This window comes from Nucisporomicrobium flavum, assembly GCF_016464385.1.
Taxonomy (GTDB): domain Bacteria; phylum Actinomycetota; class Actinomycetes; order Mycobacteriales; family Micromonosporaceae; genus Actinoplanes; species Actinoplanes flavus_A.
In genome coordinates, this window is record NZ_JADMLH010000026.1 from 17,587 (window position 1) to 40,710 (window position 23,124).

Consider the following 23,124-nt stretch of genomic DNA (forward strand, 5'->3'; position numbering starts at 1 on the left):
GGGGGGGCGCGGGGGGGGGGGGGGGCGGGGGGCCCCCCCCCCCCCCCCCCCCGGGGGGGGGGGGGGGCCCCCCCCCCCCCCCCCCCCCCCCCCCGCCCGTCCTGCTGGCAGCCGGGACGGCACCGGCCGGTGCCCTGCTGCACGGTGCCGGCACCGGCCTGCTGGGCATGTTCTTCGCCGCGGTGGCCGGGTTGACCGCCCAGATCTTCCCGGCCCGATCGCCGGCGACCGGCACGGCCGTGGCGGTGCTGGGCCTCGGCCTGCTCGCCCGCATGATCGGCGACGGAGTCGCCACCCTCGGCTGGCTGCATTGGCTCTCACCGTTCGGCCTGCTCGCGCTCAGCGGTCCCTACGTGCAGAACCGGGTGGCGCCGCTCCTGCTGCTGGCCGCGGTCACTGCGGTCGTCACCGCCGCAGCGTTGGTCGCGGCGGGCCGTCGCGACGTTCAGGGCGGCCTGATCCCGGAAGCGGCAGGGCGGCGGCCCCGGACGCGTCTGCTGGCGAGCGTGGAGACTTTCGCGATCCGGCGGATGCTGCGGCCCCTGACCGGCTGGATGCTCGGTGTCGGCGCCTACTACCTGCTGATCGGGTTGACGGCCGTGTCGGTCACCGACTTCCTGAGCGACAACCCGGTCCTGGCGGGTGAGGCCGCCCAGGCGGGATTCGACGAGCTGGGCAGCATCGCCGGGTTCGCCGCGACTCTGTTCGCCATCCTCGCCCTGCCTGTCGGCGGCTTCACCGCGGCCCGGATGAGTGCGTTCCTCGGCGCCGAGAACGACCGCCGGCTGACCCTGCTCGCGAGTCAGCCCGTCACCAGGATCCGCCTGCTCGCCGCCGAGACCGCCGCCACGGCTGCCGCCGCAACGGTCCTGGTCACCGGGGCCGGCCTGCTCACCTGGGCCGGCGTCACCGCCACGGGCGGGAAGTTCGCCGTGGATGCGGCGCTGCGGGGCAGCTGGAACGTCCTGCCGATCGTGCTGCTCAGCCTCGGCGCGGCGGTCTTCGCGGTCGGCTGGGCGCCACGCTGGGCAGGACTGATCGGTGGCCTCCCCGGCATCGGCGGGTTCCTGCTGCTCATCCTCGCCGAAAGCATCGCCGCGCCGCCCTGGGTGCGCGACATCTCGCCGTTCGCGCACGTGGCGCCGGTGCCGCTCACCGACGTCGACCCGGTCGCCTCGGCGGTCATGCTGGCGGCAGCCGTCGTGCTGATCGGCGCCGGTCTCGGCGGATATCGCCGCCGCGATCTACGGTCCTGAACACTCGCGAGGGCCGCGGGTCGATGCGGACGACGGCCGGTCTCGCGCCGCCGGCGACAACGCACGACCCGGCGGCGCGAGACCGTGCGTTCACCGGCCCGGGCAGGTGCGCGCAGTGTTGATGCAGGTGGCGATGCGCTGCATCGTACGGGCGGAGTTGACGTTGACGAAGTCGTCGTGGTCGGAGAAGGGATTGTGATCCTCTTCCGGGAAGGAATCCAGCGCGTACTGACCCTTCTTCTGGACGTCGCGCGGGATGGCGTACGAGATGGTGACCCGCAGCTGGGGGATGGCCACGAAGCCCGCCGGGCACGCGCCGGTCGTCTTGTCGGCGAAGGCGACGTGGCTGCGGTGGTTGGTGCTGTCGGTGTTCTTGCCGTCCCAGCAGCCCGGGAAGTCGTGGACCCGTTGCACCTGCCGGCCCGCCGGGCAGATCGGGTACCGGTCGGAGAGCCGGTCGGCGAATCCCGAGCAGGTCCAGGCGGCGCGGGCGTTGGCCGGGCCCCGGCTGGTGGGTTTGGCGTCGCCGGTGAGCGCGCGAAGGAACTTCGGCATCGGTACGACCTTGCTGGTGGGGTTGCCGCGGTACTCGATCAGCACGGACGCGGGCCGCACGATTCCGCCGGTGTTGTTGGGCAGCTCGAGGTTGGGCCCCCGTGGGTCGGGCAGCGGGGCGGCGGCGCCGGGGGAGGGTTGCGGGGTGACAGGTACGCTGCTCAGCCCGCTGACGGCGCAGGTGGCGAGGCCGCTGAGACCCCCCGGCCGGTCGGCGTGGCGGCCGATGGCCGTGGCGATGCGGTCGAGGACGGCGACGCGCCGGGCGTTGAGCGGTCCGACGACGGCGTTGGCGACGAAGTCCGGGCCGCCCTGTCCACGGGTCGTCACGAGACGTTCGTTGGCCTCGGCGATCTGCCGGTCCAGCTCGGTGAGGTTCCGGTTGACCTCGGCGACAGCGGCCGGGGGGACGCCCGGCAGCTTGTCGCGTACGGTCGGGCATCGCACCTGGGGTGACGCGACGGTGTGGGCCCTGACGTCGGCGGCGGTGTGCCGCATGGCGGCGTGCATGCCGTCGTAGCTCACGTCGCACTCGACGAGCGAGACGAGCCCTGAGCTGCGGCCGCCGCCGGCCACCGCGATGCTGTCGCTGATGCCCTTGATGAGGCGGGCCCGTTCGGCGCGCAGGGCTGTCAGCAACGTGTCGTTGGAGCGGGCGTCGATGCGTCCCCGGTTGGCCGCCATGCGGTCGTCGGCCCGGGCCGTCGCGTCGTCGAGCCTGCGCAGCTTCTCCGACACGGCGGTGCGTGCGCCGGTCGGCACGGCGGGGAGGCGGTCGCGCACGTTCGGGCACGTCACGGTAGGGGTGGTCGCGGCGAGGGCCCGGCGGGTGTCGGCGCCGGACCGTACCGACTTGTCGATGCGCACGACCGGCCAGAAGTACGACGACTTGTCGCCGTTCCTGCAGGTCGTGCCGGAGGCGTCGAGGTCGGCATCGGACGAGTTCGCGGTGATGGCGAGGTTGCCCACGAAGTCGTGCACGTGCTTGGCGCCGTTCTTGATGCCCGGCTGCGCGACCGGGTTGTCCGGGCTGAACTTACCGTTGGCGTTCGTGCCGCAGTCGACGATGAAGCGGCCACGCGAGCCGTTCGCGCGGATCCGCGGATCCGTGACGTTCGGCCGTACGGTCTCGATGGCAACGTATTGCTGCAGCTCCGTGGCCGCATCAGCGGTGCTCTTGCCGCCCGCGGACACGAACGTGACGGTGAGGGCTCCCGTCGCGGCCAGGACGGCGACGGCGATGCCGATCCTGGCGTGGCGTGATCGCAACAGTGCTTGTCGTGAACGGGGAATTCGCACGCTGGTCCTCCTGTGGATCGAGGCGTCGACGGCCGCGCTCGGCCGTCGGGCAGCGGTACGGCGGTCTGCCCGGGTCCGGACGGGTCGCGCGACAGCCGTCAGAAGACGGTAAGGATTGCCCTGCCGCCGGAGCCGGCGATTCCCGTGCTGGTCGGGACGGCTCCGGTAGGGTTGAATCCGGTGCGCCGGGAAGTCTGGTCGGCAAGTGCTGGCCCGACCCTCCGAAACGGAGCACCTGTGCCTGAAAAGTCCCGTCCTGTCTATCCCGTCCTCGGTCGCGGCTCGTGGGCCGAGGCGAGCCGGATCGCTGACGTCCTGCGCAAGGAGACGATCGGCGGGGCGTTGCTTCTGGTCGGCGCGCTGGTCGCGCTCGTCTGGGCGAACTCTGCCTGGTCGGACCGGTACGAGGACATGCTGGCCTTCACCGTCGGTCCGTCGGCGCTGCACCTGGACCTGTCCCTGGCGAAGTGGGCCGCCGACGGCCTGCTGGCGATCTTCTTCTTCGTCGCCGGGCTGGAACTCAAACGCGAATTCGTGGCCGGTGACCTGCGGGATGTGCGCCGTGCCGCGGTGCCGGTGGCGGCCGCCGTCGGTGGTGTGGTCGTCCCCGCGTTGGTGTACGTGAGCTTCAACCTCAGCGGTGCGCTGAAAGGCTGGGCCATCCCGACGGCCACGGACATCGCCTTCGCGCTCGCCGTGCTGGCCGTCATCGGCCGGTGGCTGCCGTCGGCGCTGCGAACGTTCCTGCTGACGCTGGCCGTGGTGGACGATCTGCTGGCGATCCTCATCATCGCCGTCTTCTACACCGCGCACCTGGCGGTGCTGCCGCTGCTCGGGGCTCTGGTGCCGCTGGGGCTGTTCGCCGTGCTGGTGCAGCGCCGGGTTCGCTCGTGGTGGCTGCTGTTGCCGCTGGCGTTCGCCACGTGGGCGCTGGTGCACGCGTCCGGGGTGCACGCGACCGTCGCGGGGGTGCTGCTCGCCTTCGCCGTACCCGTGGTCCGCAGTGCCGCGGCGGGTGGCCCGGACGCCGGGCCGGGGCTGGCCGAGCACCTGGAGCACCGTTTCCGTCCGATCTCCGCCGGGATCGCGGTGCCGGTCTTCGCGCTGATGTCGGCCGGGGTGACCATCGGCGGGTTCGGCGGGCTGAGGTCCGCGCTGAGTGACCCGGTCGCGGTCGGCATCATGGCCGGCCTGGTGATCGGTAAACCGGTCGGCATCACGCTCGCCACCTGGCTGACGGCCCGGTTCACCCGCGCGAAGATCGATGCCGGGCTGGCGTGGATCGACGTGGTGGGGCTGGCGACGCTGGCCGGCATCGGCTTCACCGTGTCGCTGCTCATCGGCGAGCTGGCCTTCGGTATCGGAACCGAGCGCGACGACCACGTCAAGGTGGCTGTGCTGACCGGCTCACTGGTCGCCGCCCTGCTGGCGGCGGTCATCCTGCGCCTGCGCAACCGCGTCTACCGCCAGATTCACGAGGCGGAACGGATCGACCGCGACAACGACAGCATTCCCGACGTCTACCAGGGCTGAGCCCGTACCAGGAGATTGTTGTGCTTCTTCTGACCTTCGCGGTCGTGTTGCTGCTGGCCGTGCTGGTGTCTGCCCTGGCCAAGCGCACGATCCTGTCCACCGCGGTGTTGTTCCTTGTCGCCGGCTTCCTCGTGGGGCCGGAGACCACGGGGATCGTCGACGTGCAGGCCGATTCGCCGATCGTCGGCACGCTTGCGGAGCTGGCGCTGTTCGCGGTGCTGTTCACCGACGGTATGCGGGTGGGGTGGGCGGATCTGCGCAGCGCCTGGCAGCTGCCGGGACGGGCGCTGGGCTGGGGGCTGCCGCTGACCCTGGTGGTGACCGCAGTCGCCGCGCACTACGTGGCCGGGCTGGGCTGGGCCGAGTCGCTGCTGATCGGGGCGATCCTGGCGCCGACCGACCCGGTGTTCGCCTCGGCACTGGTCGGCAACGACAAGGTCCCGGCGCGGCTGCGGCACCTGCTCAACGTGGAGTCCGGTGTCAACGACGGTCTGGCGCTGCCGTTCGTCATCGTGTTCCTCGCGGTCGCTGCCGGCTCGGACGACCTGCACCTGGGCGAGCTGGCGCTGGAGGTGTCGCTCGGGATCCTGATCGGTGTGGCCATCCCGATGGCGGCGATCCTGCTGGAGCGCAGCCGCTTCTTCTCCGCGTCGACGGCGTACGAGCCGCTCAACGGTGTGGCGATCGGCCTGCTCGTGCTGGGCGTGGCGGAGGTGACGCACGCCAACCTGTTCCTCGCGGCGTTTTCCGCCGGGATCACGGTGGCGACGTTCGGACCACGGCAACGGGCCGCGTTCGAGCATTTCGGCGAGAACCTCGCCGAGCTGTTCAAGCTGGCCGCGTTGCTGGTCTTCGGCGCGTTGATCTCGCTGGAGTTCCTCGCCGAGATCTCCTGGACCGGCTGGATCTTCGCGGTCCTCGCGATCTTCGTGGCCCGTCCCGTGGCGCTGTGGCTGTCGTTCCTGCGCTCCGGCCTCGATCTGCGGGAGCAGGCCGCGGCGATGTGGTTCGGACCCAAGGGCTTCGCGTCGGTCGTCTACGGCCTGCTCGTCCTGGAGTCGGGGATCATTGCCGCCAACGAGATCTTCCACCTCGTGGCGCTGACCATCGTGCTGTCAATCATGCTCCACTCGTCGACGGACGTGGTCGTGGCCCGCGGCTTCGACGACGCGCACGAGACCCCGGCCTGGCACGGCGTGCTGCGCCGCCGGATCGCCGCCGTCCGCGGCCGGTGATCCGCGTATCGTGAACCGGGCGAGGCAGGAGGCCGCAGATGCGTGCTGGTGACGTGGCGATGCAGATGACCACGGTGGCGGAGACGATGCCGGCCCGGGAGGCGGTCAAGGTGCTGGCCGCTCAGGACCTGCCGGGGCTGATCGTGGTGGACGGTCGCGGGCGCCCGCTGACGGTGCTCGCCGGAACCCAGGTGCTGCGGATGGCCCTGCCGTCGTACTGCCAGGACGATCCCGCCCTGGCCCGCGTCATCGACGAGGCCGCGGCCGACGTCATCTTCGAGGGCATCGGCGAGCGCACGGTGGCGGACCTGCTGCCCAAGCACCGTACGGAGCTGCCTGCGGTGAGCAAGGACGCCACGATGCTCGAGGTGGCGGCGGTCATGGCACGCGCCAACGTGCCGGTGGTCGCCGTAGTCGACAGGGAACGGGTGATGACCGGGGCGATCACCCTGGACAGCCTGCTCGACCGCATGCTGGGCGCCTAGAAGGCGAAGAAGCGCAGCCACAGGTACGGCACGGCGAGCGTCACGGAGATCGCCGTGACGATCAGGCCGTACTTCGTGAAACCCCAGAAGGTGATCTTGTGTCCGGCGCGTTCGGCGATGCCGAGCACGACCACGTTCGCGGACGCCCCGACCGCGGTGGCGTTGCCGCCGAGGTCGGCGCCGATGGCCAGGGCCCACCACAGCACCTGAGCCTTGTCGAGACCGCCTTCGGCGTTGACGAGTTCCGCGACGATGGGGCTCATCGTGGCGACGTACGGGATGTTGTCGACGATCGCCGACAACACGGCGGAGGCCCAGAGCAGCAGCAGAGTGGCCGGCCACAGCTTGCCCTCGACCGCGCCGGTGGCGGCGTGCGCCAGGTCGTCGATGACACCGGTGGTGACCAGGGCGCCGACCATGACGAATAGTCCGGCGAAGAACACCAGGGTCGGCCATTCGACGTCCTTGGCGACCTCGGTGGCATCCAGCCGGGACAGCGCGAGCAGCAGGAGCCCACCCAGCAGGGCCACCACCGACGGCTCGATACCGAGCAGGGTGTGCAGGCCGAACGCGAGCAGCACCGCCCCGAGGACGCAGAGGCTCAAGGTGACCAGCCGGGGATCCTGGATGGCGTCACGCTCGCGCAGAGCCATCACCCGCGCCGCCCGTTCGGCGTCGTACCGGAACGCCTCGCGGAACATGATCCGGCAGAGAAGGACGAGGACGGCCAGCACCACCGCGACGAACGGTGCCAGCACGCTCAGGAAGCTGTTGAAGGTCAGCCCCGAGCGGCTGGCGATGATGATGTTGGGCGGGTCGCCCACCAGCGTCCCGGCGCCACCGATGTTGGAGGAGAGCACCTCGGCGATGAGGAACGGTACGGGCGGGACGCCGAGCCGCTCACACACCAGCAGGGTGACCGGCGCGACCAGCAGAACGGTGGTGACGTTGTCGAGGGCGGCCGAGACCACGCCGGTCACCAGAACGAGGATCACCATGATGGGGAACGGACGGCCCCGCGCCTTCTTCGCCGCCCAGATGGCCATGTACTCGAACAGGCCCGTGCGCTTGAGCACGCCGACGATCAGCATCATCCCCAGCAGCAGGAAGATGACGTTCCAGTCGATGCCGGAGTCCTCGGAGAAGAACGCGCGCTCCGCGTTCGTCGCGCCGGCCGCCAGCATGATGGACGCGCCACCGACCGCGACCGCGACCCGGTTGATCTTCTCCGTCGCGATCAACACGTAGGCCGCGGCGAAAACGAGCACCGCGAACCACGCCATGGCGCTCATCGGTGTGGCCGTTCCGTCATGTGCACTCCCGCATCCGCGCAGCCCTCGTCGACCGCCGACCAGACTTCCCGGCACACCTAGATCAACCTAGCAGCAGGTCGCTGTGTGGGAGCGTCTCGCTACTGTGGCATCCGGAGTGTTGACTGGAAGTGGCTGTGCAGCCGGGAACCTGTGGAGCGCGATGGGGCCGGAGGGGAAAGCCGAGGACGGTGCGACCGTCCTCGTGCGGGAGCTGGCAGTCGCCGCTGCGGTCGTCGTCGTGCTGGCGCTGACGCAGCGAGGTTTGATGACGAACGCCGCCGTGGCCGCGGATGCGTTGCTCATGGCGGTCGGCGCGGGGGGCCTTTCCGCCCTGTTCTCCGACTGGCGCGCGCGGGTGGGCGCCCTCGGGATGTCGGGGGGTGCCTTTCTTCTCGTGGCACCCGGCATCGGGTCGGCGCCGGGCATCCATGCATGGGAATACTTGCCGTTGTTCGCTGCGGCGGTGACGGTGGGCAGCGGTTACCGTCGCCTGTCTCACGCTGAACAGTCGTGAAGGCGGGTCGGCATGCCGGCCCCGCTGAGGTCACCGTGGGCGGCGAGTCGGTGGTCTGCGCCGGGGTACGCCGCTGGGCGGTCTGTACCGGTGCGGACGTACAGAGAAGAAACGCCATCCACACCACGCCCGCCGCGTCGGTGTGCAGGCCGACGCGACTGTCGAGGACTCGTCGGGGCTTCTCACGGCGTCATCGTCGGGCGGCGGTTGCAGCGGTCACGAAGAGCTCCTCACTTTCGGGCACCACACGCGAACTCGTTGTGGCTCAGCCTGGTGTGCCGACATCGCGACCAGTCCGCGAATATGTGACGGTTGTGTGACGCCGCAGGCGTCCTCGTGCGCCAGGCCGGTCTGTGCCACCAAGGTCGCGGCGGGCGGTGTTCCGCCCGCCGCGCGTGGCTGGGCCGGGGGGTGTCTCAGGCTGCCGCGTCGTACCGCACCGTCGGGGCGTCTGCCCCTCGACGTTGCGCGCAGGGGCTGGGCTGCGCCCGTTGCTGAAGGTCACCTTGTCGAAGTGGACCTCCACCGGCTCGGCGTACCGGGCTCCGTTGACCGGGTTGTGGCGCTGGTAGGTCGGCGGGTCGATGCGCACCGTCACGTCGTACGGTCCGGTGCCGGGCAGTTGAGCGTTGCAGCCGTAGTGGTGCAGGAAGGGGATGCCAGAGGAACGGAGTGGCGTCTTCGGCGGCCTCGCGCCAGATCAGGTGGCCGTTCTGCCATGCGTACATTCCCTCGGCGTCCTCGTTGACGAAAGCGACGACGTAGTCGCCGGCGCGGGCGGGGGCGGCGCCGTCTTCGGCCGCCATGGCCTGCAGTGCCTTGCCGTACGCGTCGCCCTTGCCGGGGGGCGGATGAGGTCCGGCGGCCCTACCCGGCTGAGGGGTCCGCAACGCGCGCTGGGCCGCTCGAGCGATGGGGCGACCATCGCTCGAGCGGCGACTCGCGCCCGACGGATCAGAACGACGCGAAGCGTTTGGTCGAGGTGCCGGCGACCACGGTGAAGTCGCCGCCGGCGCTGATCTGGCCGAGCTCAGGCGCGGCGGCCAGGGCGCGTACGCCCACGACGCCGTTGGCCTCCGGCGCCCATCCGGTCAGCGTTCCGTCCGTGCCGACAGCGGCGAACTTGATACGGCGCAGGGAGCCGTCACTGCACACCCCCTGGGCCGCGTTCCGTGCGGTGGTGCAGGCGTTGTCGAAGTGCCCGCCGACGTAGGTGATACCGCCCAGCCGGGTGATCGCCTGCACGTCGCCGTCGAACACGCGGCTCCACTTGATCACGCCCTTGGCGTTGTACCGGACGGCGCGTCCGCCTTGACCGCCGTGTGCTGCGTAGACGCCTGTCGAGTCCGCCGTGAGGGCGTACACGGCCGAGGCGGCTGCCGGACGGAAGCCGGTCTGCAGCGCGCCGGTGGACGTGTCGACCGCGGCGAGGCGCAGGGTGGAACGGGCGTCGTTCACTTTGTGGAAGCGGCCGCCGACGTAGAGGCGGCTGCCCGCGACGGTAAGGGCGTGGACGGTGTCGTCGGTTCCGGCTTTCCAATTCTTCAGCGTTCCCGCCGGGAGGGCGAATGCCGCGAGGTTCGCGCGGGCCTTGCCGTCGATCGCCGTGATCCGGCCACCGGCGAACAGGCGCCCGCTGCCGGCGCTCAGGGCGTTGATTTGTCCCGACACCTTGTGCTGGAAGGACGTCACGGCCCCCGATGCGGCCGTGATGCCGGCGAGGGAGTCGCGCTTCTTGCCGGAGATCGCGGAGAAGTCGCCGGCGGCGTAGACGACACCGGCGGAGATTGCGAGTGCCCGGACGGTCGCGTCGGCGGAGGGCGCCCACGGCAGCAAATTACCGCTCCGTGCGTCCACGGCAGCCAGTCGCTGACGGCTGACCTTCTTTCCGCCGACGATGGCCGCGGTGAAAGAGCCGCCCACGAACACGGTGGTGCCGCTGTAAGCGACCGCGTACACCGGCCCGTTGAAGGACGGCGTCGCCTGCGGCTTCGCGGCGGCCGCGACGTCGTTCATGGCGAAGACGGACCCGAGTGCCATTGCGGAGACCAGCGCCGCGTGGCCCAGGATTTTCGTGGAGAAGAAAGGCATGAGCGACTCTAGGCACTGTTGCGGCTGCGGGGACGCCTGTTTTGCCCCGCCATTTCGGTCGTAAATGATGGGCCGGAACAGCGACCCCGGAAAGGTGGTCTTCAAACTGTCATATTTTCGTGCGCGATTGGCCGAGGCCGGCCGCGGAGTGCACTTCTCAGGCCCGCGTGGTGATGTCCGCGGCGACGAGGAATTTGCGGCCCTCGTACCGCTCGTACACCGGCTCGGGGCCGAGGTCGTACGTGGTGACGAAGTGGCTGTAGCTGAAGCGGTCGATGACGCCGTACACGGTCACCAGACTCGGCGGCTCCAGCCCCGCGGCCCCATCACCGAGGATGAGCAGTCCCTGGCCGGGCAGGTCGGCGTCGCGGACGACGAACGACTGCCTCGTCAGCACAGCCGAGACACCGGCGGTGATGATGATCCGCGTACCGACGTTGCTGGCCTCGATGGTGTTCAGCAGTGTGGTGCTCCGGGGCCGGGGGGCGTCCTCGTGGCGCCTTGCGGACGTGCAGCCGCTCACGAGGACGAGCAGCAAGGCGCAGATCGCCCCTGCAGTCACCCGCTGCACGGCGGTGAGCCGATTACGCGATGAAGCCATTCGTGATCACCCAGCCGATCGGATCTCCGGTTGCCGGCGGTGACAGGGGGTCGACGCGTGACCAAGGCTAGGTGGCGTCTTCGGCGAACGTTGCGCATGGCTGTGACGGTTGCATGACATGGGAGCTGTCAGGACGGGGACGGTGCCGCCGACGCGCCGCCATGGCAGCGGTTGCTGGGTTCCGGACGTACCGCGTTGCTCGGCTGGACCAGGGCGTCCACCGTGACGGACCCGGCGTGGTCGAAGGTGAACGTGACCGGGACGGTTGTTCCGGCCGGCACCGCACGGTTCAACTCGACGAGGCGTGCGTGGTAGGCGTCGAACGGCGGCACGCCCGGCGGAGATTCCGCGAGGTTCGGCTTCACCGGCCGCAGCACGAGGGCCGGCACCACCGTGGCGGATCCGTCGCAGTTGCTGTCCCAGCGGATCTGGCCCGCGCGGGCGTACGGGCTCGTGACGGAACGGAGGACATCCGAGGAAGGCCCTTCGTTCAACGCCGTGAACCAGACGCGTGCGTCGGCGCCCGCACGGTACCGGACGTCGGACGGTGCCTCGATGTGAACGCTGCGCAGCAGGATCGAGCCGATGCGCGCGTTGGCGCCCATCACGCTTTCCTGAAAGGGCGGGTGCCGGTCCTCGGGAATGGTCCGCGGGACCTCCGTGCCGCATCCACTCATCGCGGCTGCCATGACAACCGCCGCACACGCCATCCATGGTCTTCTCTTCGTCGTCATGGCGATCGGCGTACCCGGGTCGGCCGGATGTCATAGGGCGTGGTGCCCGCAGGTCAGTCGCGATCCTCGGCGGTCGGCCAGCTGCTGCACCACGACGGCGTCCGGACTGCCGGCAGGCCTTACGGAGACGGATGTGCGCGCCCCTGCCCGGATGCCGATCCCTGCCCGCTCATCGGCGCCCGCCCGCGGGAGACATCGCGTTCACCGCCGAACGCAGGTCCGGGAACGTCCGGAAGACGCCGTCCAGGCGCATCGTGTGCAGGACCGTGCGTACGAACCGTGACGGCGCGACCAGATCGAACGTCGCGCCGTGTTGCCTGGCCTCCTGCCGTGCCCGCACCAGCAGGCCCAGAGCCGCTGAGTCGATGAAGTGGGCCGCGTGCAGGTCCACTACCACGTGGCGACGGACGGCGGCCGCCCGCATGAGGTCGTCGCGCAGCCGCTCGGCCAGTGCGGCATCCAGGTCAGCCAGCGGCGTGATGGCTGTCACGTCGACGTCGTCGTGGGTCTGGATGCTGTAGGAGGCGCTGTGGTGGGCGGGCCGGCTCTCGCCGGCCGCTTCCTGCGGCGGCGCGGCTGCGTGGCTGCATTGCGGGCACCGGTGCGGCCCGGTCGCGAATGCCGATCCGGTCCAGCCGAGCGCGGTGACCACCGGCCACACCAGGTCACCGTCCCGCGTGGCGTCGACGGCGCTGTCGTCGCTGCCGCACGCGTCGCAGATGAGGACCGCGGTCCCGTCGCCGCCGGGCACGACGGTCATCGCGACCGGCCGGCGCCGGGGTACCGGTTGTCCTGCGGCCGCCGATCCGCCGAGATGGCGACCAGGACCACCGCCGTGGTGGCCGAGATGACCTGGAGCATCACCTCCGTGGCGGTCACTCCGTCGGTGCCGATGCCGGCGAACCTGCCCATGACGGTGCCGAACATGGCGGCGCCGACGGCGACGGCGAGCGGTACCCAGAAGGGGATGTCACGCTGGGTCGGCACGATCCATCGGGCACTGAGGCCCAGGATCAGCCCGACCACGAGGGCGGTCACCAGGCTGCTGGTGGTCATGAGCGTCGTCCTTCGATGCCGCGGCTGCTTCGGGTCAGCATCGAGCCTGCCCGGCAGGTTCGGCAGAACATGCCCGGCGGTATGACAGTCGGGTGACAAATGCGGCGGCGGACGGTGCCGTGCATGTGGCCCGCGGCTGCCCGGGGCATCATGCGGGTATGGGATTCGCGCTACCGGGCGAGGACGAGGACGGCCTGAACGCCGAGCCGCGGCGATGAAGGTCGGACTGCGGACCCGCGTCAGCGCCGCCTTCGCCGTCGGCGCGCTGCTGCTGTCCGCCTGCGTCTCGATGGTCTCGTACGAGCTCGCTCGGAGCACGTTGATCCACGAACGCGAACGGACCGCCTTACGCGCGACGTATTTCGACGCGACCGTCGTCGACGCGGGGCTTCCCAGCCGTTCCTCCGATGTTGGCGAGGTGCTGCGGTCCCTGGACACGGGCGCGGATCGGTACGTCCTGCTGCATCGCGACGGCCAGTGGTACTCGCGCAGTGCCGACCCCTCCGCCGGTGCCGCCGTGCCCCGGGCCCTGCAGGAGATGACCGGGCAGGGCGAAGCCGGCTTGCAGCGCATCGTCGAGGACGGGCAGGCCGCGCTGGTCGTGGGGATTCCCCTGTCGTCGGGCGTCTTCTACGAGGTGGTGGCGCTCACCGAGCTGGAGCGCACGCTGAAGCTTCTGGCGCTCGTGCTGACCGCGGTGGCGATCATGGTGGCCGCCGGCGGTGCGGCCCTCGGCTTCTACGTCACCCGCCACGCGCTGCGGCCCTTGACCGCTGTGGCCACTGCCGCCCGGAACATCGCCGACGGTGACCTCGACACGCGCTTGGACCCGGATACCGAACCGGACCTGGCGCAACTGTCGATCTCTTTCAACCACATGGCCGACCAGCTGTCCCGGCGCCTGCAGCGTGATCGCCGGTTCGCGGCGGACGTCAGCCACGAGCTGCGCTCGCCCCTGCAGACGCTGTCCGCCGCCGCGAGCGTCGTCGACCGGCGCCGTGACGGGCTGGACCCGAAGGCTGCCGCGGCCATCGGCCTCATCACGGAAGAGATCAGCCGCTTCCAGGACCTCGTCGATGATCTGCTCGAGCTGGCCCGCAGTGACCAGCCGGCCCACCGGGAGCCCACCGACATGCGTGAGCTGGTCACGCGTGTCTGCCGTAGCCGCGCTCTGTCCGAGGACCTGGTTGAGGTGGCGCCAGGGACGCCCGGCGTCTGGCCGGTGGACCGCCGCCGGATCGAACAGTCGCTCGGCAATCTCGTGGACAACGCGGTGCGCTACGGCGGGGGGCCGGTGGCGGTGCGTCTCGGCCGCGCCGGCGACCGCCATGTCATCGAGGTCGACGACGCTGGGCCGGGTGTGGCGCCGGAGAACCGTACGGTGATCTTCGACCGGTTCGTCCGCGGCTCGGCGGCGAACGCCCGCGGGGATGGCGACGGCACGGGGCTCGGCCTGTCCATCGTGGCGCAGCACGCCGCCGCCCACGGCGGCGTCGTGAGCGTCGGTGACCGTCCCGGTGGCGGCGCCCGGTTCCGGATGGAGTTCCCATGACGACCCGCCTCGGCCGGCTCGCCGCCGGACTCGTGACCTGCCTGCTCAGTGCCGCCTGCGGACTGCCGCCCGAGGACGAGCCGCGCCGGGCCGACCTCCCGAGACGCCCGCTGACGAGCCCCACGGCGACGACCGCCGGCACGGAGGCGCCTGGCGAGGTGGTGGAGGTGCTCTGCCTCGTCCGTGACGCCCGCATCGTGCAGGCGGTCCGCCGGGTCGGCGCGCCGCCCACCGTGCAGCGCCAGCTGGAGACCCTCGCCGCCGGTCCCACCGAGGCCGAGCGCGCCAACGGCCTCACGACGGCGCTCGCTACGACGTCGTTGAGTGTGGATGTGCCGGCCGGGACCACGCAGGCGCGGGTGGAGGTCCCCGAGACCGACGAGGGCAACGCGCGCAGCGATGAGACGCTGGCCTACGGACAGATCGTCTGCACGCTCACGTCGCGCATGGACGTCAGCACGGTGGTGTTCACCCGCGACGGTGAGGTCCTGCAGGTGCCGCGCGGTGACGGGTCTCTGTCGCGAGACCCGTTGGCTGCCGGTGACTACGCGAGTCTCATCGCGCCGGCCTGACCTCGGGTCACCGCACGTCATCGAACTGTCATGCCGTCGCGTGTCTGTTGCCATACCGGACGGCCATCGTCGCTGATGACGATGATTCACCACGGCAGGAGAACGCCATGTATTCCTGGTGGTACCCCGATTGGTACAACGGCCAGTCGTACGTCGGGCGTTCGCGGCCGGACGGCGAACCGGAGGCTGGGCGTGATGTCACCGACCCGCAGAAACGCTTGGCCCGGGCGGTGGCCGAGGCGTTGTTCGACGACGCCGCGGTGACAGGCGGGCAGTTCGACCTGAGCGTGCAGAACGGCGTGGTGATCCTGGACGGCGAGGCCGACACCGAGGCGAGCCGTTCCGCGGCCGTGGCGCGGGCGTGGTCCGTCCCGGGTGTGCGAGACGTGTGCAACGCCCTCGCGGTCAAGAAACGCCGCCGCTGACCAGGCGGATGGTCGCGTGCACCGCCACCACCCGGCCGGAGTTCGCCACCACGGGGTCGGCGACCAGGCGGATCACCGACGGCGTGCCGCCGCGATTCAGCCGCACGGTGAGGTCGAGCGGTTCCTGCGCGCCGGTCAGGCGCTGGATGGCGGCGGTCAGTGTGGCGGAGTCCTCGGGGGCCACGTAGCGGGGGAGCGACCCGAGTTTGATGGGCCCCCGGCCGGGGTCGCGCTGCAGGATCCGGTACGCCTCCGCCGACCAGGTGACCTGGCCCTGCACCAGGTCCCACTCGGCCCAGCCGGCTTCAGCGGCCCGCTGGAGCCGTTCCAGATGGGACGTCAGCCGTCGTTCGGCGTCGTGGAACTGCCAGTTCACGAGCAGCCCGTCACCGAACCGTGCGGCGCGCATGCTCACCACCGTCAGTACTTCTCCCTGGGCGGTCGGCACCGACATGGGCGTCGGTGGAAGCTGGAACGGCTCACCGTTGCGCAGCGCGTGCAGGTATCCGTCGAAGACGCCGGTGCCGGTCACGTGCGGGTAGAGGTCGAGCAGCCGCCGTCCGCAGAACTCATCGGCGCGACGCCCGCCGGCGTCGACGGCTGCCGGGCTGCACCGGTCGAACCGGAAGTCGACGATCTCCCCTGCGCTGTCGCGTACCGGGGCGAGCAGGGCGAAGGATCCGGGCAGGGTCTCGAGGATCGCTTCCACCCAGTGGGCAGCGGGTGAGGCCACCGGCGCACCCTGGCCGTCCTGCAACAGCTGGGACAGCCGGCGTCCGCAGGCCTCGGCGACCGCGCTGACGTAGGCCCGGATGCCCGGTTCGGGTAGTTCGCCCTCGGCCCAGATGATCGAGGCCACACCGAACGTGCGGTCCCGGTCCCGCAGCGGGATGCACGCTCGCAGGTCGCCCTCGCCGAGCAGCTCGTAGCCGAGCTCGGCGGCTCCCTTGCGGTCGATCCACAGCGGGCGGCCGCTGACCACGGCGCTCAGGAACGCCACTTTGAGCGTTCCCGGCACGCGCTGCCAGGCGCTCGCCAGGCCTTTGGGCAGCCCGTGGGTGCCGACGAGGCGGACCGCGCCGTCGGGCTCCAGGACGGCCAGCAGCACAGCCGTGACGCCGATGTGGCGCAGCCCCTCCGACCAGGCCACCTCCGCCAGCTCGGACGGGTCGGCGGCGGCGGACAGGGCTGCGCAGGCGAGGTGGTACCGCGCCGTGATCTCCTCGGGAAGCAGCGATACCAGGGGAGGAGTTGCTTCGCCCCGGGGTGGTGTGGTGCCGCGGCGCGCGGTCACGTAGCGCTCCGGGCGGAATCCGTCTTCGTCGGATGGCCCAGAGGCCGGCTCCGGAATCGGTGCGGCGATCCCCAGCAGGCCGGCGGCCACCTCGGCCACCTTCATGTTGCTGCGCTGTGAGATCTGGGACAGGTGGCTGAAGGCCTCGTCGGGCGTGCAGCCCAACCGGCCCGCAAGCAAACCTTTGGCCTGTTCGATGACGGCTCGGTGCCGCTGGGACCGCCGGAGGCCCTCAACCTCCGCTTGCAGACGCTGAACGGCGGTGGTCAGACGTTCAACGTCCGTTTCCGCTTGCTTCCCGGGGGCGCGGCGCTGCATCTGGGCCCCTCTCATTCCCGCCGTGATGTCGGCCTGGCGACCGGAGTCCGCCTGGTCGCCGGGCGGACCTCGACGAAGCGTACTGCCGCTGATGACGCTGCGCTGGGAATGCGATTCGTCCGAGAAATACCGGTGTGGCCGTGTGCAGACGGCCCGAGGGGGAAGACGGTGCCCCGACCGGAACGCCGACGCGCACCCAGGAACGGGGGACCATTCATGTCAGCGCGCAAAACCTGGCAGGCAGGCCTTGTGACCTGCATTCTTGCGCTGCCGGCCGGCATGGCCGGATGCGCCTCCGGATCGGAGGAGGTGCCTCCGGCACGGCCCACGGTGGCACTCGGGGACCGTGACGTCATCGGCCGTACCGTCACGGTGTCGGGAAAGATCATCAGCATCCTCACCTCGGAATCGTTCGTCATGGCGGCCGACCGGTTCGGTGATCTGTCCCTGCTCGTGCTGAGCGACGGCCGGCCTGGCCTCGCCAAGGGTCAGACACTCACTTTCGACGGCAATGTTCAGGTGTTCACCTATGAGGCGTACCGGCGGCAGTACGACCTCGCCGAACGGCAGGCCTACGGGCCGTTCGAGGGCGAGAAGGCCATCGTCATGGCGCGATCAGCGCCCGCGGGTCGCCGGACGGCCACCGTACGAGCATCCGTCGTCCGCTGAAGCCGTTGCGACACGGACTCATGACAGCTTCGTGACGAAGAGGCGTCCCGGGTTTCCCGGGCCGGGCCGGGGTTATCCCGGGACCTGAAGCTCCGGCCGCCGGTGTCAAGCCCCGGCACCCGGGCCGTACCGGCCCACCTTCGCGGCATCGGAGCCACGAGCTGCCGCGGTGTTGTCCGCGCCGCCGCTCCGCTGCCAGGTCCCTCGCCCGCGCCCGTGTCTGGGTGCCGAGTGGACGTCCCGTGTGAATTCCTGGAGGAGGCACCATGTCCTCGCTCGCCGTCTCGACCCACGCCGATCCGGCTGGGCGCGACCGTGCCACCATCGACGCGATTCGCTCGATGCGCGATCCCGGCTGCCCGCTGGCACGGCGTGAACGGCTGCGGCAGGAGGCCATCCGCCGGGAGTTGCCGCTCGCCCGCCACCTGGCGCACGGCTACGCCGACCGCGGCGAGCCGATCGAGGACCTCGTGCAGGTCGCTGCCCTGGCCCTGGTGAAGGCGGTCGACGGATTCGACCCCGACCGGGGCACCAGCTTCGCAGGGTACGCATACCCGACGATCCTCGGTGAACTGAAGCGGCACTTCCGGGACCGGACCTGGAGCGTGCATGTCCCCAGGCGGCTGCAGGAACTGTGCCTCGACATCGCTCGGGCCCGGACGGATCTGCTGCAACAGCTGCACCACGAACCGACCGCGGCGCAGATCGCGGAGGTGATCGGCGTGGCGGAGGCGGATGTCCGAGCCGCGTCGGCCGGTGCGTCGGCCTACCGGGCCGACTCGCTCAACCGGCCCGTGGGCTCGGCCGATGATCCCTGCGAGCGGCAGGAACTGCTGGGTGCCATCGACCCCGGCCTGGAGTCGGCTCCCGACCGCGTCCTGCTGGAACCGGCTCTCCGCAGCCTCCCCGAACGCGCCCGCTACGCCGTGCGCCGGTACTTCTTCGACAACCGCACCCAGGACGAGATCGCCGCCGAGCTGCACGTCTCCCAGATGAGCGTCTCCCGCCTGCTCAATCAGGCGCTTGCGCGTCTACGGTCCCGCCTCGCCCCGGCGACGCCGGAGTCCGCGAATGGGGACGTCCGGGTGCACACGTACGAGGCGCAGGTGGGCTGCGTGGTCGCCACGGTGGTCGGCGGCGCTGCACCGGTGGGCGGTGAGCTGCGGTACGCGCTGGTGGACACCCTGGTGAGCCGGCGTCCCCGTACGCTCGTGGTGGACCTGCGCCGGCTCACGCAGCCGAGCGTCGCCACCGCGCAGGCGCTGATGGCGGCGTACAGCGCCGCCGGGCACGTGGGGGCGCGGCTCTGCGTGGTCAACATCGCCGCCGATCTGCTGGCGCTGCTGCAGCGCACCGGTGTCACTCGCTTGATGCCGTGCCGGGGTGTCGCCGCGTCGCGCCGCCCGGAGGCCCAAGCGGATGCGGGGCCGGTACCCGCGGAGGCTGCCGGATCGGCACCGCAGCGCGCTACCGCGACCGGCGGGCGCGGGAAACCGCCTACCGGCCCGCGGCGGTGCGCGGGAACCTCGCGCCGGCCGGCCGCCACTCCGGAGGTCACCGCCTCGCCGGGCCTCGCCGCCGTGCCAGTGCACCGGCGCGGGTTCGCGCTTGCCGCTGTCGCGCGGACATCGCCGCCGGCCGAGGTGCCGCGACGGCGACAGCCGCTGGTGGCCCCTGCCGGAACGGCAGCTGCGTCGCGGCCACCGTACCGGCGACGCCGCCTCGGCCGGGCTCGGCCGCCTCCGCCGCGCCGCGCGGGCCACTCCCTGCTCTGTCCAGCCGTCCGATGGCGAGGTTCACGATGAGCAGCGTTCGCCCGGTCCCATCGGCACCGGCTACGGAACGAGCTGAGCCGTCCCTGCGTGACATCGTGAGAGATCACGGAGCGGTGTCGTTGCTGCGGCAGAGCGCCCTGCGTTTCCGGTACGGCGACGCCTTCAGCCACGCCCGTGCCCTGGCGTTGCTGCTCTGCCTGGCCGTCGTGCCCCTGCTCATCGCGCTCACCGGGCTCGCCGACGAAGCCGGCGTGGACGAGGGCGGCCAGTTCGTCGTCCGGGTCACCCTCGAACTCACGCCCGGCCGCAGCGACGACCTCGTACGGCGGCTGCTGTCCGGCACGTCCGGCGAGAGCGGAGAAGTGGCCCAGGTGCTCGGGCTGCTGACCGGCGCCGTCGCGATGACGGCCGCTACCGCGCAGGTCGAGCGTGGCGCCAACCGTATCTACGGCGTCCAGCGGGACCGCCCCAGCGTGCACAAGTACGTACGGGCTCTGGTGCTCGCCATCGTGGCGGGCGTGCCGACGGTTGCCGGCTTCGTCATGGTGGTCGCCGGCTCGGCGGTGGACGCCGCACTCGACCAGGCTTACGACTGGGCGGTGCCGGTCGGCATCCTGTGGCGGCATCTGCACCTTCCGCTTGCCGTCCTGCTCATCGTTCTCGGCACCACCCTGCTGTTCCGCCACGCTCCACGCCGGCGTCAGCCCTCGCCCGCCGGTCTCATGCCCGGCGTCCTCATCACGACGGTTCTGTGGTTCGGGCTGTCCTCACTCCTGGCGACATATGTCGGTAGCGGACTCTCCTTCAGTGACATCTACGGACCGCTGACCGCTGTGATGGCTCTGCTTCTGTGGGCGAATGCCACCGGCACGGCGCTGTTCTTCGGCTTTGCTTGTTGCGCCCAGCTGGAAGCGTGCCGCAGGGGCGACTGCGCGCCGTGTGAACCGGACCGGTGGGGAAGGGTCTGATCGCGCCCGGTCATCGAGGGCTCGGGCTCTCGGTGGCCGGTCGGGGCGGCCCGGTGGAGGGAGCGCTGTCAGGCTCATGGGCCGGAGCCGAGGTGCTCGGCTCCGGACGCGTGGCCGGCGGGTCGTCCGGGACAGTGGCGCCGGTGGACGGGCTGACCGTTGGAGCCCCGGCCGACCTCGTCGGCCGGGGCTCCGGGGAGGGGAAACCGGATGACTGATCAGGCTCCGGTGCCCGGCTCGTCGGGGAGACCGGCGCGGTGGGATCGGTGGCGGACGGCGGGGATGTGGTGGAGCGCGTGGCCCGCCGTCGTGGACCGTCGGGGGAGGAGCCGGTGTGTGTCGCCCGGGCCGGCCGTACCGCATGAGGGGTTGTCGACGCTCGCACCCGGGTCACCGCGCGGGCACACGCCACACCGTCGACGGCGAAGCCGTCGGGCACCTCGTCGCTGTGCGCGTCGACGGTGCCGGAGAGGGACATGGTGACGGTGCCGCCGGGAGCCACCGGCTGGGCGGCCTTGATGCGTACGGTGCCGCGGTGTTGCGTCCACGTCCCGCCGGAGGTCTCGGCGACCTGCTGCCCGTCCGGCACCATGAACCGCAACGTCCAGTGCCGCATCGTGCGCTCGCCGGTGTTCGTCATGCGCAACCGTGCGGTGAACGAACCGGCGCCGTCGCGGCGGCCGGTGTACTCGGCGGCGCACGACGGAACCGCGGCCGTCCGGTCCTGCGCCGGCATGTCGGCCTCAGCAACGTCGCGTGGCGATCCCGAGCCGGGTAGCTGCACGGCCAGCAGCCCGGCTGCCACGAGGACGGGCGCCGCCACCGTCACCGCCATCTTGCGCGACAGCGCCGGGCGCCGGTGCGCGACAGTGGCCGCCATGCCGTGGGCCTGGGCGGCGATCGCCGGAACGCCGCGTCGCAGGACCTGCCGTCCCTCGGCGGCGAGCGCCAGCACGGTCGCGGCCTGCTCGGCCGACGGACGGTGTTGCGGGGCTGCCGCGAGACACCGGTGGTAGAGACGGGTCACGTCGGCAGGAAGGCTGGGTGCTTCCGGCAGCTCCGGCACGGGAATGCGGCGGCGCTGGGCCAGAACCTCGTCCACGCCCGTCAGGCGCCACGGCGGGCGGCCGGTGAGGCATTCGTACAGCAGCAGGCCGAGGCCGTACACGTCGCCGGCCGGCAGTGCCTCGCCTTGGTGCAGCTGTTCCGGCGGTAGGTAGGCCGGCGTGCCCCAGATGCGTCCCGCCGCGTCGGTCGGCCGGTCGCCGGCGGCCGCGCACACGCCGAAGTCCACCACCTTCGCCCCGGCGGACGTCAGCATCACGTTGCCCGGCTTGACGTCGCGGTGCACGAGGCCGATGCCGTGTGCGGCCGCCAGAGCGCTCGCCACCTCGGCGCCCAGAGCGGCGGCATCCGGCCACTCCATCGGCCCGTCGCGTGCGATTCGCTGTGCCACGGTGGACCCGGGAACGTATTCCATGACGATGTACGGCTGGATGGCGTCCCCGACGGCCTCCTCGCCGTAGTCGTAGACCGCCGCAATGTGCGGATGACACAGCTTCGCCGCCGCTCGCGCCTCCCGGCGGATCAGGTCACCCGGCACGGCATCGGTGGTGAGACCGGGGCTGAGGAGCTTGACGGCCACCGTACGGTCCAGGACCAGATCATCGGCCCGCCACACCGCGGCCATGCCGCCCTTGCCGATCGGCGTGACGAGCCGGTACCGGTCAGCCAGGACATGCACGCTTCTACCCCCTCCGTCGGACCGTTCCGGCCCGCGGGGCCGTACCCGGGAGCTGGATCCGGAAACGACCGGAGCTGCGTCACGGTGGCTGCCGCCGGGTACGCGCGTCGTCATGCGAACCGCTCATCGAGGAGGAGACGAAGTGGCTGAGCGTCGAACAGCTGTGGTGACCGGCGGATCCGCGGGTGTGGGCCGCGCCGTCGTCCGGGAGCTGGCCGGGCACGGGTGGGATGTCGCGGTGCTCGCCCGGGGCCGTGCCGGGCTCGACGGCGCGGTCAAGGATGTCGAGACCGCCGGCGGCCGCGGCCTGGCCGTGCCGACCGACGTGGCCGATCTGGCGCAGGTCCGGTCGGCGGCCGCCGCGGTCGAGCGCGAGCTCGGGCCGATCGACCTGTGGGTGAACGACGCGTTCGCCGGGGACCTGCGGTACTTCTGGGAGATCCCCGAGCAGGAGTACCGGCGGATCACCGAGGTCACGTACTTCGGTCAGGTGAACGGCACGCGGGTGGCGCTCGAGCACATGCGTCCGCGTGACCGCGGAGTGATCGTGCAGGTGGGCAGCGCGCTGGGGTTCCGCGGCATCCCCCTGCAGGCGGCGTACTGCGGGGCGAAGCACGCGGTCAAGGGGTTCACCGAGAGCGTGATCACGGAGCTGAAGCACTGCGGCAGCGCGGTCAAGGTCTGCATGGTGCAGCTTCCCGGGGTCAACACCGTCCAGTTCGACTGGAACGCGACGAGTTTCGACGAGCACCCGCAACCCGTACCGCCGGTGTTCCAGCCGGAGATCGCCGCGCGAGCGGTCCGTTTCCTGGCCGAACACCCGAGGCGGAACATGTGGGTCGGGGTCTCCACGGCGTACACGATCCTCGGTAACCGGGTCGCGCCGTGGTTCCTGGACTGGTACATGGCCCGCAAGACGGTGGGCGGCCAGCTCACGGCGGCGCAGGGCCCACGGTACGGGAGCAACGTCTTCGAGCCGCGCGACGACGAAGCGGACCGGGGCGCGCACGGCATGTTCGACGCCAAGGCGAAGTCACGCGACATGTGGTCGTGGACGTCGATGCACCGGAAGGCGCTCGCCGGCGCGGCTGCCGTGGCCCTCGCCGGTCTCGGCCTCGCGCGGCGCCGCTGATCC

At 71.2% G+C, this 23,124-nt stretch carries 22 protein-coding genes; 12 read left to right on the top strand and 10 right to left on the bottom strand.

Features of this window, described 5'->3' with window-relative positions; all coding sequences use genetic code 11:
• Nucleotides 1-167 precede the first annotated feature (167 nt).
• Nucleotides 168-1,256, top strand: coding sequence for an efflux permease Rv1217c-related protein (locus IT780_RS37530; protein ID WP_199516626.1), 1,089 nt, complete (start codon nucleotides 168-170; stop codon nucleotides 1,254-1,256).
• Nucleotides 1,257-1,346: 90 nt separating this feature from the next.
• On the opposite strand, the gene IT780_RS37535 is transcribed toward IT780_RS37530, so the two are convergent.
• Nucleotides 1,347-3,080, bottom strand: a complete 1,734-nt coding sequence (locus IT780_RS37535) for a DUF1996 domain-containing protein (RefSeq protein ID WP_233414163.1) — start codon at nucleotides 3,078-3,080, stop codon at nucleotides 1,347-1,349.
• A 333-nt stretch (nucleotides 3,081-3,413) separates the two neighbouring features.
• On the opposite strand from IT780_RS37535, the gene nhaA reads away from it, so the two are divergent.
• From nhaA to IT780_RS37550, 3 genes are read left to right on the top strand one after another with little or no spacing between them, the layout of a single operon-like run.
• Nucleotides 3,414-4,643 (top strand): Na+/H+ antiporter NhaA, encoded by a 1,230-nt coding sequence (gene nhaA, locus IT780_RS37540; RefSeq protein ID WP_307831599.1) that lies wholly within the window; start codon nucleotides 3,414-3,416, stop codon nucleotides 4,641-4,643.
• Nucleotides 4,644-4,663: 20 nt separating this feature from the next.
• The gene (locus IT780_RS37545) at nucleotides 4,664-5,878 is read left to right on the top strand and encodes a cation:proton antiporter (RefSeq protein ID WP_199516629.1); all 1,215 of its coding nucleotides are present in this window, start codon (nucleotides 4,664-4,666) and stop codon (nucleotides 5,876-5,878) included.
• A gap of 38 nt (nucleotides 5,879-5,916) precedes the next feature.
• Nucleotides 5,917-6,363, top strand: coding sequence for a CBS domain-containing protein (locus IT780_RS37550; RefSeq protein ID WP_199516630.1), 447 nt, complete (start codon nucleotides 5,917-5,919; stop codon nucleotides 6,361-6,363).
• Here IT780_RS37550 and IT780_RS37555 read toward each other — a convergent pair.
• A complete protein-coding gene (locus tag IT780_RS37555; RefSeq protein ID WP_199516631.1) occupies nucleotides 6,360-7,655 on the bottom strand; it encodes an ArsB/NhaD family transporter in 1,296 nt (431 codons plus the stop codon). The two genes, IT780_RS37550 and IT780_RS37555, sit on opposite strands and share 4 nt — an antisense overlap.
• 181 nt (nucleotides 7,656-7,836) lie before the next feature.
• Between IT780_RS37555 and IT780_RS37560 the strand changes: the two genes are divergently transcribed.
• Entirely contained in the window at nucleotides 7,837-8,190 is a 354-nt protein-coding gene (locus IT780_RS37560; protein WP_199516632.1) for a hypothetical protein, read from the top strand.
• 265 nt (nucleotides 8,191-8,455) lie between these two features.
• On the opposite strand, the gene IT780_RS43580 is transcribed toward IT780_RS37560, so the two are convergent.
• The 6 genes from IT780_RS43580 to IT780_RS37590 all read right to left on the bottom strand — a co-directional run bounded on the left by IT780_RS43580 (nucleotide 8,456) and on the right by IT780_RS37590 (nucleotide 12,672).
• Entirely contained in the window at nucleotides 8,456-8,848 is a 393-nt protein-coding gene (locus IT780_RS43580) for an iron transporter (RefSeq protein WP_199516708.1), read from the bottom strand.
• Between the two features lie 296 nt (nucleotides 8,849-9,144).
• Nucleotides 9,145-10,281, bottom strand: a complete 1,137-nt coding sequence (locus tag IT780_RS37570; protein WP_233414164.1) for a hypothetical protein — start codon at nucleotides 10,279-10,281, stop codon at nucleotides 9,145-9,147.
• Between the two features lie 157 nt (nucleotides 10,282-10,438).
• A complete protein-coding gene (locus tag IT780_RS37575; RefSeq protein WP_199516633.1) occupies nucleotides 10,439-10,882 on the bottom strand; it encodes a hypothetical protein in 444 nt (147 codons plus the stop codon).
• 128 nt (nucleotides 10,883-11,010) lie between these two features.
• On the bottom strand, nucleotides 11,011-11,487 hold the full coding sequence (locus IT780_RS37580) for a copper chaperone PCu(A)C domain-containing protein (protein ID WP_199516634.1): 477 nt from the start codon (nucleotides 11,485-11,487) through the stop codon (nucleotides 11,011-11,013).
• 298 nt (nucleotides 11,488-11,785) lie between these two features.
• A complete protein-coding gene (locus IT780_RS37585; RefSeq protein ID WP_199516635.1) occupies nucleotides 11,786-12,376 on the bottom strand; it encodes an STAS domain-containing protein in 591 nt (196 codons plus the stop codon).
• Nucleotides 12,373-12,672, bottom strand: a complete 300-nt coding sequence (locus IT780_RS37590) for a GlsB/YeaQ/YmgE family stress response membrane protein (protein ID WP_199516636.1) — start codon at nucleotides 12,670-12,672, stop codon at nucleotides 12,373-12,375. The genes IT780_RS37585 and IT780_RS37590 overlap by 4 nt, the downstream gene beginning before the upstream one ends.
• Before the next feature lie 214 nt (nucleotides 12,673-12,886).
• Between IT780_RS37590 and IT780_RS37595 the strand changes: the two genes are divergently transcribed.
• The 3 genes from IT780_RS37595 to IT780_RS37605 all read left to right on the top strand — a co-directional run bounded on the left by IT780_RS37595 (nucleotide 12,887) and on the right by IT780_RS37605 (nucleotide 15,221).
• A complete protein-coding gene (locus IT780_RS37595) occupies nucleotides 12,887-14,224 on the top strand; it encodes a sensor histidine kinase (protein ID WP_199516637.1) in 1,338 nt (445 codons plus the stop codon).
• Nucleotides 14,221-14,796 carry a GerMN domain-containing protein gene (locus IT780_RS37600; RefSeq protein WP_199516638.1) on the top strand — a complete coding sequence of 192 codons (576 nt, stop codon included), beginning with the start codon at nucleotides 14,221-14,223 and terminating at the stop codon, nucleotides 14,794-14,796. The genes IT780_RS37595 and IT780_RS37600 overlap by 4 nt, the downstream gene beginning before the upstream one ends.
• A gap of 107 nt (nucleotides 14,797-14,903) precedes the next feature.
• On the top strand, nucleotides 14,904-15,221 hold the full coding sequence (locus IT780_RS37605; RefSeq protein WP_199516639.1) for a BON domain-containing protein: 318 nt from the start codon (nucleotides 14,904-14,906) through the stop codon (nucleotides 15,219-15,221).
• Here the strand turns inward: IT780_RS37605 and IT780_RS37610 are convergent.
• On the bottom strand, nucleotides 15,202-16,695 hold the full coding sequence (locus IT780_RS37610) for an ANTAR domain-containing protein (protein ID WP_307831591.1): 1,494 nt from the start codon (nucleotides 16,693-16,695) through the stop codon (nucleotides 15,202-15,204). The genes IT780_RS37605 and IT780_RS37610 overlap by 20 nt on opposite strands.
• On the opposite strand from IT780_RS37610, the gene IT780_RS43355 reads away from it, so the two are divergent.
• The 3 genes from IT780_RS43355 to IT780_RS37625 all read left to right on the top strand — a co-directional run bounded on the left by IT780_RS43355 (nucleotide 16,648) and on the right by IT780_RS37625 (nucleotide 20,245).
• Nucleotides 16,648-17,502, top strand: coding sequence for a hypothetical protein (locus IT780_RS43355; protein WP_307831592.1), 855 nt, complete (start codon nucleotides 16,648-16,650; stop codon nucleotides 17,500-17,502). The two genes, IT780_RS37610 and IT780_RS43355, sit on opposite strands and share 48 nt — an antisense overlap.
• Nucleotides 17,503-17,768: 266 nt before the next feature.
• Nucleotides 17,769-19,307, top strand: a complete 1,539-nt coding sequence (locus IT780_RS37620) for a sigma-70 family RNA polymerase sigma factor (protein ID WP_199516642.1) — start codon at nucleotides 17,769-17,771, stop codon at nucleotides 19,305-19,307.
• A 65-nt stretch (nucleotides 19,308-19,372) separates the two neighbouring features.
• Complete coding sequence (locus tag IT780_RS37625) at nucleotides 19,373-20,245, top strand: YihY/virulence factor BrkB family protein (RefSeq protein WP_307831593.1); 873 nt, start codon at nucleotides 19,373-19,375, stop codon at nucleotides 20,243-20,245.
• Nucleotides 20,246-20,255: 10 nt separating this feature from the next.
• Here the strand turns inward: IT780_RS37625 and IT780_RS37630 are convergent, their stop codons facing one another.
• A complete protein-coding gene (locus tag IT780_RS37630) occupies nucleotides 20,256-21,989 on the bottom strand; it encodes a serine/threonine-protein kinase (protein WP_199516644.1) in 1,734 nt (577 codons plus the stop codon).
• Nucleotides 21,990-22,101: 112 nt separating this feature from the next.
• Between IT780_RS37630 and IT780_RS37635 the strand changes: the two genes are divergently transcribed.
• A complete protein-coding gene (locus IT780_RS37635) occupies nucleotides 22,102-23,121 on the top strand; it encodes an SDR family oxidoreductase (protein ID WP_199516645.1) in 1,020 nt (339 codons plus the stop codon).
• Nucleotides 23,122-23,124 lie beyond the last annotated feature (3 nt).